13 protein-coding genes are annotated in these 13,183 nt (G+C 52.3%); 7 read left to right on the top strand and 6 right to left on the bottom strand.

From position 1 onward, the window contains the following. Nucleotides 1-6: 6 nt before the first annotated feature. Nucleotides 7-483 (bottom strand): ribonuclease E activity regulator RraA, encoded by a 477-nt coding sequence (rraA, locus tag FFS57_RS04840; protein ID WP_137936634.1) that lies wholly within the window; start codon nt 481-483, stop codon nt 7-9. 198 nt (nt 484-681) lie between these two features. Here rraA and FFS57_RS04835 point away from each other — a divergent pair, with 198 nt between their 5' ends. Next, nucleotides 682-1,173 carry a low molecular weight protein-tyrosine-phosphatase gene (locus FFS57_RS04835; protein ID WP_137936633.1) on the top strand — a complete coding sequence of 164 codons (492 nt, stop codon included), beginning with the start codon at nt 682-684 and terminating at the stop codon, nt 1,171-1,173. 63 nt (nt 1,174-1,236) lie between these two features. Here the strand turns inward: FFS57_RS04835 and FFS57_RS04830 are convergent, their stop codons facing one another. The 3 genes from FFS57_RS04830 to FFS57_RS04820 all read right to left on the bottom strand — a co-directional run bounded on the left by FFS57_RS04830 (nt 1,237) and on the right by FFS57_RS04820 (nt 3,714). Beyond that, nucleotides 1,237-2,193: an acyltransferase family protein gene (locus tag FFS57_RS04830; RefSeq protein WP_137936632.1), complete on the bottom strand. Its 957-nt coding sequence runs from the start codon at nt 2,191-2,193 to the stop codon at nt 1,237-1,239. 68 nt (nt 2,194-2,261) lie between these two features. Continuing rightward, the gene (gene cysE, locus FFS57_RS04825; protein WP_137936631.1) at nt 2,262-3,065 is read right to left on the bottom strand and encodes a serine O-acetyltransferase; all 804 of its coding nucleotides are present in this window, start codon (nt 3,063-3,065) and stop codon (nt 2,262-2,264) included. Between the two features lie 223 nt (nt 3,066-3,288). Continuing rightward, on the bottom strand, nt 3,289-3,714 hold the full coding sequence (locus FFS57_RS04820) for a MaoC family dehydratase (protein ID WP_137936630.1): 426 nt from the start codon (nt 3,712-3,714) through the stop codon (nt 3,289-3,291). A gap of 367 nt (nt 3,715-4,081) precedes the next feature. Between FFS57_RS04820 and FFS57_RS04815 the strand changes: the two genes are divergently transcribed. From FFS57_RS04815 to FFS57_RS04805, 3 genes are all read left to right on the top strand, one after another. Further along, nucleotides 4,082-4,831 carry an electron transfer flavoprotein subunit beta/FixA family protein gene (locus FFS57_RS04815; protein WP_137936629.1) on the top strand — a complete coding sequence of 250 codons (750 nt, stop codon included), beginning with the start codon at nt 4,082-4,084 and terminating at the stop codon, nt 4,829-4,831. A gap of 2 nt (nt 4,832-4,833) precedes the next feature. Further along, nucleotides 4,834-5,772, top strand: coding sequence for an electron transfer flavoprotein subunit alpha/FixB family protein (locus FFS57_RS04810; protein ID WP_137936628.1), 939 nt, complete (start codon nt 4,834-4,836; stop codon nt 5,770-5,772). A 163-nt stretch (nt 5,773-5,935) separates the two neighbouring features. Further along, nucleotides 5,936-7,726, top strand: a complete 1,791-nt coding sequence (locus tag FFS57_RS04805) for an acyl-CoA dehydrogenase (RefSeq protein ID WP_137936627.1) — start codon at nt 5,936-5,938, stop codon at nt 7,724-7,726. 86 nt (nt 7,727-7,812) lie between these two features. Here the strand turns inward: FFS57_RS04805 and rsgA are convergent, their stop codons facing one another. Continuing rightward, nucleotides 7,813-8,685: a ribosome small subunit-dependent GTPase A gene (gene rsgA, locus FFS57_RS04800; protein WP_137936626.1), complete on the bottom strand. Its 873-nt coding sequence runs from the start codon at nt 8,683-8,685 to the stop codon at nt 7,813-7,815. Between the two features lie 108 nt (nt 8,686-8,793). Continuing rightward, nucleotides 8,794-10,038: a M48 family metallopeptidase gene (locus FFS57_RS04795; RefSeq protein ID WP_137936625.1), complete on the bottom strand. Its 1,245-nt coding sequence runs from the start codon at nt 10,036-10,038 to the stop codon at nt 8,794-8,796. A 74-nt stretch (nt 10,039-10,112) separates the two neighbouring features. Here FFS57_RS04795 and orn point away from each other — a divergent pair, with 74 nt between their 5' ends. The 3 genes from orn to FFS57_RS04780 all read left to right on the top strand — a co-directional run bounded on the left by orn (nt 10,113) and on the right by FFS57_RS04780 (nt 13,117). Next, nucleotides 10,113-10,658 carry an oligoribonuclease gene (orn, locus tag FFS57_RS04790; RefSeq protein ID WP_137936624.1) on the top strand — a complete coding sequence of 182 codons (546 nt, stop codon included), beginning with the start codon at nt 10,113-10,115 and terminating at the stop codon, nt 10,656-10,658. 322 nt (nt 10,659-10,980) lie between these two features. Further along, a complete protein-coding gene (gene pgi / locus FFS57_RS04785) occupies nt 10,981-12,639 on the top strand; it encodes a glucose-6-phosphate isomerase (RefSeq protein WP_137936623.1) in 1,659 nt (552 codons plus the stop codon). Further along, entirely contained in the window at nt 12,629-13,117 is a 489-nt protein-coding gene (locus FFS57_RS04780) for a CinA family protein (RefSeq protein ID WP_137936622.1), read from the top strand. Before pgi ends, FFS57_RS04780 begins: the two co-directional genes overlap by 11 nt. Nucleotides 13,118-13,183 lie beyond the last annotated feature (66 nt).

The raw sequence follows: 13,183 nt of genomic DNA, 5'->3' as shown, positions 1-13,183 counted from the left end.
GATTGCTTACAATAGGGCAGTAGCCGAAAGGACTATACCGTCCTCATCCGCATAGATATGCTCACCTGGTCGGAAGGTGATGCCTGCGAAAGTCACGGCAATATCCCGATAGCCAGCACCTTGTTTGATGCTTTTGAGTGGGTGGGTATTCAGGGCGCGTACACCGATGTCCAGATCGTTGATCACAGCAGAATCGCGAATGCAGCCAAAGACCACAATACCTGACCAGCCATTTTTGACGGCCATGGCAGCAATCTGATCCCCCACTAGCGCACAGCGAAGTGAGCCCCCACCATCCACTACAAGCACCTTCCCGTCACCTGACTCGGTCAATGCATCCTTGACCAGCACGTTGTCTTCAAACACTTTGACGGTGACGATCTCACCATGAAAGCGCACCCGTTTGCCAAACTGCTGAAAAATGGGGGTAGCCACTTGCAAGTTATCATGCTCATCAGTGAGGTCGGCAGTTTGAAAAGTCATGTGGTTCTCCTAAGTAAAAGCTATTGTTGATTTGTTGGGAAACTGTAGCATGTTGCAGCGCAGCAGGAAAAGCGAGCTGGATGCCAACACAGGTTGATAATCACCGATTTGATGTAACTGTTTGATTGATAGACTTAACGATGGTAACTTTCGGTGCCGCTGTTGTGGTGCCTTCATTTTCTAGAGTTGTCGATTGTTATGAGTAGTGTTTCAGTTTTGTTTGTTTGCATGGGCAATATCTGTCGTTCACCAACGGCGGAGGGGGTGTTTCGTTATTTTGTCGAGACGGCGGGATTGGCGAAGCGAATCAACATCGATTCGGCCGGTACGCACGGATATCATGCCGGAGAGGCGCCCGATCCCCGCTCTTCCATGGCTGCGGCACGACGCGGCTATGATTTGAGTCGCTTACGGGCTCGTCAGGTCAAGACAGCTGATTTTGAAATGTTTGATCTGGTATTGGCGATGGATGAACAGAATCTGCGCAACCTTCAGCGCTTATGTTCACCTGCGCAACAACACAAGCTAAAGTTGTTTTTGGAATATGCGCGTAACTTTGACGAACGAGAAGTACCCGACCCATATTACGGCAGTGGAAGCGGTTTTGAACACGTATTGGATCTGGTTGAGGATGCCTCTGCCGGGCTATTGACGGATCTGCGGAAGCGATTGGCGAACAGCCAAAGCTGATTCCTATGTTTAACCCTGATGGTATGACGACATGAATTGTTTCCATCCGATGCTGTTACTGCCTCATGTCGCCTTGGCCCATTTGCCCTCTGGCAGCAAGTATTGCTGAAATACCATGGCTAGCCGTTTAACGGCATAAGACACACCTAAAATCACTACAAGTGAGATGGCAAAATCCAACGCTACCAAGTCGGTGGGATGTAGGAAAAAGTGGGTATGCAGAATGTAGATTTCCACTACGCAGGGGCCAAATGGTTTGAAGGGTGCGTGGCACCAGTCGGGCAATTTTGCCCATAGCAGCCACTGTAGGGTGAAAATTGATAACACGACGATCACTGCAAGCGAATTGACTGGGGTGCCCAATCCAAATTTGGCTATGGCACAAGCCAGTATGGCTACGAGCAGCAAGGTAGCAGTTGTTATGGCGGTAACTCGCCAAGCCTGGTTGGCGAATGCGACACCATAGCAAAACGAGAATGCAGTCAACCAAAGCATATGGCCGTAAGGTACCCGATGTGTCAAAACCAGTGCGGCCAATAGCAAGGTAAATGTGACGCCGATGCCTATAGGCCCAGGCCGTAACAACTTGGTCAGTAATGGATAACAGACATAAAATATCAACAGCAGGGTGAAGTACCACAACCCACCACCAAAAGGGCTGGGGTTGGGCAGGTGAAACCAGTTCAGAAAACCAGTTAGCCCCAATATGCCGACCAGCGACTGCCAAGTTGCAATACCATCTTCTTCTTTGAACAAAAACAGGACCAGCAGCACCAGATTGATAGCGAGCAGGTCAGGCCCCAGTCGGATCAATTTATTACGGATGAATGGCCAGGGTGCCGGGTTGCTGCCATAGATTTCCGCAGTGAAGTAGCCGGAGGCAAAGCCAAACATGCACAAGGCCACTGATACCACCACCCAATAGGCGGAAGCAGGGAAGAAGTGTCCGCTGGCAACAATCAGGATAGCCAATACCTTGGCAGATTCAAAATTGCGGCTGACATCACGCGAAAAAGCCATAGTGTGGTTGGGCTCCGTGTGACAACGCCAACCGGAAAGACAGTTGGCGTTAGATCGTTTTAGCCGCCCTAGCGGCCCGTACAGTCAAATCGCTGGTTCATATCCAATGCTGGTTCAGCAGTATCAGCCATGCCAACAATCTTGGCCGGTACCCCTACAACGGTGACGTGTGGAGGGACCGAATCAATGACGACACTGCCTGCCCCAATCTTCGCACCACGTCCAATTTCAATATTGCCGAGAATCTTGGCGCCGGCGCCAATCAGAACGCCGGACCGAATCTTTGGGTGGCGGTCACCGGTCTCCTTACCGGTGCCACCTAGGGTCACGTTATGCAAGATTGACACGTTGTCTTCTACCACTGCGGTTTCACCGACCACAAAACCATGCCCGTGGTCCAGCATGATACCCCGGCCAATGCGGGCTGCAGGATGAATGTCGACAGTAAAGGTTTCTGAGATTCGGTTCTGCAGGAACAATGCCAGTGTATGGCGCCCCATTTGCCAAAGCCAGTGCATGATGCGATAGCTGGCCAAGGCATGAAAGCCCTTGTAATACAGCAGTGGGGTCGAGAAGGTGGTACAAGCCGGGTCTCGGTCAAAAGAAGCCTGAATGTCAGCTCGAATGGCCTTGCCGATATCGGGATCGGCATCCAGTGCTTCCCGAATCAGTTCCATTAAAGTACGTGCATCCATGGTACTGGTGGCCAGTTTGCTGGATAGATGAAACGCGATGACATCTTCCAGCGATTTGTGCCGCAATACGGTCATGTGCAGGAAGCTGGCGAGAATGGGCTCAGTTTGGACTGCGATTTCCACTTCCTGTCGGATCGTGGACCAGATGACGTCATGTTGATGGATACGTTGATTCATGCCTTGTCGCTCTCGTTTAGGACAATAAGCCGAAAACCGTGATGGCATCACAGTTGCGGAGTTAAAGATGAAACGGGTTTAAAGCGGATGGGAATGAATCAACATCGCGTGCTGAAGGAGCATACGATAGAAAAAGGAACGGATCGATAGATCGTGTTGGTTGGCATTCAGTGTTGGACCGCCCGGTAGGACAGTCGCCTAGGTCTGGTTTGATGTGGTGAGTTTACGCCGCTGGTTTGCTCGGTGCAATTGCCAAGGCTTCACCTTCCAGGACCAATTTACCTTGAACATAGCAATTGGTCTCCAGCGTGACGCGCTTTCGGGCGCGATCCAGGTCTTTGACGGTCACGCGAACCTTGACGGTATCACCTAGCTTGACTGGCGCTTTGAACTTGGCTGACTGACTGAGGTAGATGGTTCCTGGGCCGGGCAATCGTGTCCCGAGTACAGTGGAGATCAAGCTAGCAGTCAGCATACCGTGGCAGATACGAGTGCCGAAGGGTGTGGTTGCAGCGTATTCCTCGTCAATATGTACCGGATTATTGTCTCCGGTGACACCTGCGAACATGATGATGTCTGCCTCCGTGATGGTCTTGCCATACTCGGCTGTCTGGCCGATTTCCATGTCTTCAATATAAACGGTAGTCATGCTGCGATACCCGAAGCGTGTTGTGTAGCCCGCTATTGTCAGGATGCCCTTCAAAAAACGCAAATCTGCGGCGTTTCAAACTATCGTTTAAAACAAAAAAGTTTCAGTTGCCGATTAAAACCGGTTGGTGTATAAATCAAACGCTTGTTTGATTTTTTGCGCATGGTATATTAAATGTCCCGCGCTGCAGATGGGCACTATCATGACACCCCTTCTGGGGCATGATAGGCTCTAGGGTTTGTTGTTATCGACTTTGGATTGATAGATTCGATGCCAACAAGCCCTGATTTCAAATCGGGTGCGGCTTCCTCCCGCACTCAAGTATTCACGGCAGCCAGCGCTGCCCTCAGACCAAAGCAGGAGAATCATGAAAGCTCTAGTCGCAGTTAAGCGCGTTGTGGATTACAACGTGAAAGTTCGCGTCAAGGCCGACGGTAGCGATGTCGATATTGCCAACGTCAAAATGTCGATGAACCCGTTTGATGAAATCGCCGTTGAAGAAGCCGTGCGCCTGAAAGAGGCGGGTAAGATCAGCGAAATCGTCGTGGTATCGATGGGTTCCGGTAAGTGCGAAGAGCAGATCCGTACTGCAATGGCCATGGGCGCAGATCGCGGCATTCTGGTGGAAACCGATATTGACCTGCAGCCGTTGGCTGTCGCCAAGTTGTTGAAGGCCATCGTAACCAAGGAACAACCGCAGCTGGTCATTCTGGGCAAACAGGCGATTGATGATGATTCCAATCAGACTGGTCAGATGCTGGCAGCCCTGACTGGCATGCCGCAAGGTACGTTCGCCTCCAAGGTTGAGCTGACAACGGAAGCGCTGACCGTGACACGCGAAATTGACGGTGGTCTTGAAACCGTCAAGCTGCAGTTGCCTGCAGTAGTAACAACCGACCTGCGCCTGAATGAGCCACGCTACGTGAAGTTGCCCAACATCATGGCTGCCAAGAAGAAGCCGCTGGACAAGACTACGCCGGCTGATCTGGGCGTAGATGCTGCACCGCGACTGAAGACGTTGAAAGTCGCAGAGCCGCCGAAACGTTCGGCAGGTATCAAGGTGGGCTCGGTGGCCGAGTTGGTTGCAAAACTGAAGAATGAAGCAAAGGTGATCTAAACATGGGCATCCTGGTTATTGCAGAACACGACAACACGTCCATCAAATCCGGGACATTGAACACTGTTGCTGCTGCGGGCAAGTTGGGTGGCGACGTTCACTTGCTGGTTGCCGGTAGCGGTTGTGCAGCAGCAGCTCAGGCTGCCGCCAAGATTGTTGGCGTTGCTAAAGTGCTGGTCGCCGATGCCGCCCACTTTGCTCACGGCCTGGCTGAAAACGTGGGTGATCTGGTAGCGGGTTTGGCAAAGGGTTACAGTCATGTTTTGGCACCCGCCACCACCTATGGCAAGAACTTTCTGCCGCGTGTCGCGGCGCTGCTAGACGTAGCCCAGATTTCCGACATCATCGCAATTGATTCTGCTGACACCTTTGTTCGTCCGATTTATGCCGGCAATGTTTTTGCAACCGTGCAATCGGCTGACACCATCAAGGTGATTACAGTGCGTACCACAGCCTTTGACCCGGCGGCAACGGAAGGTGGTGCTGCAGTGGTGGAGAGCATTGGTGCGGGTGCTGATGCTGGTAAATCCTCATTTGTCAGCCAAGAACTGACAAAGTCTGATCGCCCCGAGTTGGCTGCTGCCAAGATCATTGTTTCGGGTGGTCGTGCGCTGGGTTCGGCGGAACAGTTCAAGGCAGTCATCGAACCGTTGGCTGACAAAATCGGTGCGGCTGTGGGTGCTTCACGCGCTGCAGTTGATGCCGGTTACGCACCAAATGACTACCAAGTTGGACAGACCGGCAAGATTGTTGCACCGCAACTGTATGTAGCTGTTGGTATCTCCGGTGCAATTCAGCATCTGGCCGGGATGAAGGATTCCAAGGTGATTGTTGCAATCAACAAAGATGAAGAAGCGCCTATTTTCCAGGTGGCGGACTACGGTCTGGTCGGAGATCTATTCACCATCGTGCCGGATTTGATTGCCGAGTTGTCCAAATAACCAATAGGCAGGTAAGTGGCGTCCCCACTCGCTGATATCCTACCTATCCAATAACGATAAGTAATATTGGGCACAGGGAGTTTGCCTGCCTGTGCCTTTTTTACGCCTTGTGCAGCCCGGATGGCCGGGTAACCTGTTGATTTGAATCAAAACGGAGAGAAGCATGCCTTACACCGCGCCGATCAAGGACCAGCAATTCGTATTGAAGGAAATTGCTGGGCTGGAAGCTGTTCTGGCCTTGCCGGGAAATGAAGAGACCAGTGTCGAGTTGGTGGATGCCATTCTGGAGGAGGCGAGCAAATTCTCCTCTGACATCTTGGCCCCGCTTAACAAGTTGGGTGACAAAGGCCACAAGCTGGTGGACGGCGCGGTGACCACTGTAGCGGGCTTCAAAGAAGCTTATCACCAGTTTCGCGATGCAGGCTGGGTTGGGATGCGTGCCCCGGTTGATTTTGGTGGCCAGGGGTTGCCTGCCTTGGTGACCATGGCGACAGAAGAAATGTGGTGTGCTGCTAACCTGGCTTTTTCGCTGTGCCCGCTATTGACGCTAGGTGCAGTCGAGGCGCTGGATCATCATGCTTCGGATGAGCTCAAGGCTGTATATTTGTCGAAGATGTCCAGTGGCGAATGGCCGGGTACCATGAACCTGACAGAGCCACAAGCAGGCTCGGATCTGGCACAGGTACGCAGCAAAGCTGTGCCGCAGGCCGATGGAACATATCTGATTTCCGGACAGAAGATTTTCATTACCTGGGGTGAGCACGACATGTCGGACAACATTGTCCACCTGGTGTTGGCTCGTTTGCCGGATGCGCCTGCTGGCGTAAAGGGAATCTCATTGTTTGTGGTGCCCAAGTTTCTGGTCAATGCAGAGGGTAGCCTGGGTAAACGAAATGATGCTTATTGCGTATCGATCGAGCACAAGTTGGGCATCCACGGTTCACCAACTTGTGTCATGAGCTATGGTGATAACGGTGGGGCGGTTGGTTACCTGGTGGGTGAGGCCAATAAGGGCTTGGCTTACATGTTCACCATGATGAACCATGCCCGCTTGGGGGTTGGTGTAGAAGGCATGGCGATTTCTGAGCGTGCCTATCAAAAGGCCGTTGTCTATGCCAAAGATCGGGTTCAATCTCGCGAACTGGGCTCGGATAATCCTGCACCGGCAGCTATCATCCGCCATCCCGATGTGCGTCGCATGTTGATGACCATGCGTGCCTACACGGAGGCCATGCGTGCTTTGACCTATTTCGGTGGTGCTGCGCTGGATAAGGCTGCAAGCCATGCTGATACAGTGGAGAAACAAAGGAATCAATATCTGATCAATTTCCTGATCCCTATTATCAAGGGTTGGAATACGGAAGTCGCCAATGTGGTGACTTCTCTGGGTGTACAAGTGCACGGCGGGATGGGGTTCATTGAAGAAACTGGCGCAGCCCAGCACATGCGCGATGCCAGGATCACGGCAATCTATGAAGGTACAACCGGTATTCATGGGATGGATCTGATTGGCCGTAAATTGGTGTCAGAGAAAGGTGCAACATGCAATGCGCTATTGTCTGAGATCAATGCCACAATCAGTGAGCTGGCCAGTACAGATGACCCCGCCTTGACAGCGATTCAGCGTGGTCTGACGCAGGCCGCCCAGGCTGCCCAGGCATCGGCTGATTACATTCTCAACCACTTTGACGCACAACCCAAGCATGCGGCAGCTGGCTCCGTGCCTTTCCTGATGCTGATGGGGGTGACGCTAGGGGCCTGGTTGCTGGCTAAATCCGCACTGATTGCCTCGCAGCAACTGAAGGCCGGTACATCAGATATTGAGTTCTGTCAAGCCAAAATCATTACAGCACGTTTCTTCGCTGAGCATATTGCAAGCCAGGCGTTGGGCTATCACTATGAGATTACGCAAGGTGCTGAAAGCACATTAGCACTACCTGATGAGTTGTTTTAAATGTAATACGCTGAGGCGGGCGTTGATCGCCTGACTGAATTGACAAGCCGCAAGTCGACCTTGCGGCTTTTTTTATTGCAGATAGCTTATTTCTTGTCGATTGCTTGGCGCAATTTGCGATACAGCATAAGACGTCGTTCGGTAATACGGCCATCCGTCAGGGCTTGTGTCATGGCGCAATTGGGCTCAGCCATGTGACGGCAATTGGCAAAACGGCAATCACCAATATAAGACCGCATGTCAGGAAAACAGGATGCAAGCGAGTCGGCAGGCAAGTGGGCAAGACCAAACTCCTGCATACCAGGTGAGTCAATAATGGCGCTGTTGATATCCAACGGGTAAAGCGTAGCGTGAGTAGTGGTATGTTTGCCTGAATCCAGCGCGACGGAAATGTCGCCAGTGCGTGCCTTGGCATCGGGTAACAGCGCATTGATCAGTGTGGATTTACCCATGCCGGACTGGCCAATCAACACGGTTGTATGGCTTGTCAGTCGAGGCTGAAGCGGAGCGATACTTTGCTTGGCAGACAGCATCAGAAGCGGGTAACCCAATTGTTCGTATAAGGCTAATTGCGTTTTGGCTTGATCCGCCTCAGGCAAATCACACTTGTTCAATACAATCAGCGGCTGGATATCAGCCGCTTCACAGGCTACCAGGCACCGGCCAAGAAATTCCTCACTGAAGCTCGGAAATGGAGCCACGACAATCACAACCTGTGTGACGTTGGCCGCAATCAATTTTTCCCGCCAGTCATCCGCACGATACAACAAACTTTTTCGTGGGTGGGTACGTTCGATTACTGCTTGTTGCTGGTTACTGATCTGCACATCTACCTTATCGCCACATGCTAGGTCAGTGCGCTTGCCGCGTGCGGTGCATTCGTAGATTTGCCCCGCCACCATGACACGAAACGAACGGCCATGACTGGCAATGATTTGGCCTTCAACGGTTTGGGACATGGCGGTACGACCTGGTAAAAGAAGAATGGATGGTATCAAGCAGCGGATAATACTCGGAAATTTGGGCCAGTTTGAACTGGCCCAGTATCCTCAAACAGCAGGTCTGGCTCATGCCTGTTGTGCTTCCAGATGCGCGATGCGAATGGCTGCAGGAGGGTGAGAGTCGTAGAACGTCGAGTGCAGTGGATCTGGCGTCAGGGTCGATGCGTTATCACGATACATCTTGACCAGGGCCTGAATCAGGTCATGGGCATCGGCATGCTCGGCTGCATAGCTGTCTGCTTCGAACTCGTGCTTGCGTGAATACAGGCTGCTCAATGGGGTCAAGGGGAACAGGAAAATCGGTACAGCCAACGAGAACAACAGCAGTGCCAGGGCAGTACTACTACTGGCAACACCCATGCCGGTAAACAGCCATTGCTGTTGCATCAACATGCCCAGTGCGTAGAGCATGATCAAGCTGGTGATAAAGCTCCAGCCGATACGCTTGACGATATGGTGACGCTTGAAATGGCCTAATTCATGTGCCAGTACTGCTTCAATTTCCTGGGGCTCCAGTTGCTTCAGCAAGGTATCGAAGAACACGATGCGCTTGGTTTTACCGAAGCCGGTGAAGTAAGCATTGCCATGTGCACTGCGCTTTGACCCATCCATCATGAACAGGCCGTTGCTGGTGAAACCACATTTGGCCAGCAAGGCTTCAATGCGGGTTTTGACCGGGCCATCTTCAAGTGGTGAAAATTTGTTGAACAATGGGGCAATCCATGTTGGGTAAATCGCCAGCAGGCATAGCTGGAAACCCACCCATAGCACCCATACATAAAGCCACCAGTTAGCGCCCATTTTATCCATCAACCACAGTACGGCATAAAGCAATGGCCCGCCCAAAACAATACCCAGCAAAGTCTGCTTCAGCAGATCTGACAGGTAGGTTGCGAGCGTGGTGTGATTGAATCCAAACCTGGCTTCCAGCACAAAAGTGGCATAGATCGATAACGGCCACCCAATCAGGCCGCTGATGAACGATACTGAAAACAGCAGCGCAATGCCTTGCCAGATGGTTGAACCAAGGTGGCCAAGCCAGAACTGATGCAGGTATTCAATGCCACCGCCCAAGGTAAAGCCTAGCAACACGGTGACGTCAATAAGGGTATCGACGAAGCCCAAGCGGGTTTTGGCGCAGGTGTAATCCGCCGCTTTTTGGTGGTCGGGTAAGCTGATCTGGTTGGCAAATGCAGCAGGGACTTGATCCCGATGGTGGCGAACATGACTGAAATGTCGCCAGGAAAGCCACAAACGGAGGGCGGTTGTAAGTACAATCGCGCCGATAAAAACAAAGGTAAATGTGGACATGCGTGAGAACGGGTGTCAATGACGTTTGAATGAGAACTGTGCGAGAATAAAAGCGCACAAGTAAGGAAATGAGTATGCCACAAGATCAAAACCGCCTCATCTGGATTGATATGGAAATGACTGGCTTGGTGCCGGAATCCGATAAGGTGCTGGAAGTGGCTGTCGTGATTACCGACAGCGAACTGAACACGATTGCAGAGAGCCCGGTGCTGGTAGTGCATCAGGACAACGCTGTGTTGGATGCGATGGATGACTGGAACAAGAATACCCACGGTCGTTCAGGATTGATTGACAAAGTGAAGGCATCGGTACTGAATGAGTCGCAGGTCGAAGCGCAGATGATCGGATTCCTGCAGGAGCATGTGCCAAGTGGTGTAAGCCCGATGTGTGGCAATTCGATCTGTCAGGATCGTCGCTTCATGGCACGCTGGATGCCGCGTCTGGAATCCTACTTCCACTACCGTAACCTGGATGTGTCCACACTCAAGGAGCTGGTGAAGCGGTGGAAGCCTGAACTGGCCAAAGGTTTGAAGAAGCACGGCAAGCATGAAGCGTTGGCGGATATTTACGAATCAATCGAAGAGTTGAAGTACTACCGTGAGCATTTCATCAAGCTTTAAAGCGTACTCGGCCAATATGTCATCCTTATGGTGGCTTTGTTTTGTCTAAGAACCTGTTCAATGTCTTATTGCGCGACCATGATCTGGGCTCATGTGCTGTTCATCATCCTCATGTATCACACATACATTCTGGTTTTTGTGCCGTGCTTTACCTCACTGACAGTCGCTCATGACGGATCTTGAACGTGTTCTGCGGGATGGGATTGGTCAGGGTGCTTTGGAGTCATCGTTTAAAGGCAGGGCAACCTACCTTGTTTCAATCATAAATGACCTGCGGGCAATGACCTGCAGGCACTTACAAACTTAAGAAACTCTGGGAACTATGAAGGACTTGTTCAAATCGCCGCAAGCGAGGGCTTGGCTCGCGCTATGGCGGCATCAGCAACAGATGGCGCGAGTACATATGCGTGATCTGTTTGAAGCAGACCCGGGCCGATTTGAGCGATTTTCGCTGGAATGTGGCCCGATTTTTCTGGATTACTCCAAAAACCGGATAACCGATGACACGTTACGGCTGTTGACTGAGCTGGCAGAAAACGTGAATCTGGCTGACTGGATGCTGCGCATGCGTCGCGGGGATCACATCAATGTCAGTGAGAATCGGGCTGTGTTGCATACCGCACTCAGGCATCGTGACGATTCCTCTATCCTGGTCGATGGTGTGGACGTGATGCCCGAAGTACGTGCCGTGCTGCAACGCATGCGCGTCTTTGCTGAGAGCGTACGTCATGGCGAATGGTTGGGCCATACTGGCCAACGTATCACCGATATCGTCAATATCGGTATCGGCGGGTCGGACTTGGGCCCGATGCTGGTCGCTAGGGCCTTGCGACCATATGGTTCGGTGGGGATTCGTACCCATTTCGTGTCAAACGTGGATGGTGGGCACCTTTCTGAAACCTTGGTGAAACTTGACCCGGCCACGACGTTGTTCGTGGTGACGTCGAAATCTTTCACTACTCCGGAAACCCTGCTCAATGCAACGTCAGCTCGCGACTGGCTGGTGCGTCGGCTGGGTAATCCGTCTGCCGTGGCCAAGCACTTTGTTGCAGTGTCGACCAATAGCCAAGCTGTGACTGAGTTCGGGATCGATCCACAGCACATGTTCGAGTTCTGGGACTGGGTTGGGGGCCGCTACTCCTTGTGGTCAGCAGTGGGCCTGACCGTTGCCATTCAGATCGGCATGGATCATTTCGAGGCGATGTTGCAGGGGGCTTACGAGATGGATCAGCACTTCTTCTCACAACCCTTTGAGCGCAATATCCCCGTCATTCTAGCCTTGCTGGGCATTTGGTATAACACCTGCTTCGGTGCCCACACTCATGCGGTGATTCCGTACGATCAAAGCCTGTCGCGCTTGCCGGCGCACCTTCAGCAATTGGATATGGAGTCGAATGGTAAACGGGTGACACGCGATGGTTTCACGCTGGATTTTGATACCGGACCGATCATTTGGGGTGAAGCCGGGGTCAACTGTCAGCATGCATTCTTCCAGCTGTTACATCAGGGCACGCGGTTGATTCCTTCAGATTTCATTCTGCCGATGAAAACCTTGTACCCATTGGGTAACCACCACGACATCCTGACGGCAAACTGCCTGGCCCAGACCCAAGCGCTGATGCGTGGCAAATCTGAACAGGAAGCCCGACAAGAGCTGGAGGCGCAAGGTCTGTCTGGAGACGCGCTGGCGCAACTTTTGCCACACAAGGTGTTCCCAGGGAACCAGCCATCCAACACTATCATGCTTGATAAGGTGACTCCACATTCGCTGGGTAGCCTGATCGCCATGTATGAACACAAAGTGTTTGTGCAGGGTGTGATCTGGGGTTTGAACTCGTTCGACCAGTGGGGGGTGGAGTATGGCAAGCAACTGGCTCAACGCATCATTCCACAGTTGGCGGACGACAGTGGGTTGGCAGAGCATGACGCTTCCACTAGCGGCCTGATTGCACGTTACCGACGGTTGGGTCATGGCCGATAAGCAACTGGAACACCTGGCTATTGAACTAGGTGGGCTGCTCAGGCAGCGCGGCTGGTGGTTGGCGACGGCAGAATCCTGCACTGGCGGCTGGATTGGCGAAGTACTGACAGCTATCCCAGGCAGCTCTACCTGGTTTGACCGGGGGTATGTTACCTATAGCAATCGCGCCAAATGTGAGCTATTGGGGGTACCGGCCGAGTGTATTCAAACCTTTGGAGCGGTCAGTGGTGAGACCGTTCAGGCCATGGTAGAAGGCGCAATGCGGATGGCCAAGGTAGACTTGGCTGTGGCGGTGAGTGGCATTGCCGGTCCAGATGGTGGAACACCGGATAAGCCTGTGGGCACCGTCTGGCTGGGATGGGTGTCGAATGGAAGCCCTGTAATTGTCCAGCGCTATCATTTTACTGGCGATCGTGAAGCGATCAGGCGAGCAGCGGTAGAGGCCGCTTTGCAGGGGTTGATTGCATTGGCGTCATAGTTCTTTTCGTAAACACGGATGCCTGATTGGCATCCGTGTCGCCAATATCGGGCCGTAAAAAACTCC

The sequence above is a fragment of the Chitinivorax sp. B genome (assembly GCF_005503445.1).
Taxonomy (GTDB): Bacteria; Pseudomonadota; Gammaproteobacteria; order Burkholderiales; family SCOH01; genus Chitinivorax.
Note: the sequence above shows the minus strand (reverse complement) of the source record. Positions and strands in the feature narration are given on the sequence as shown.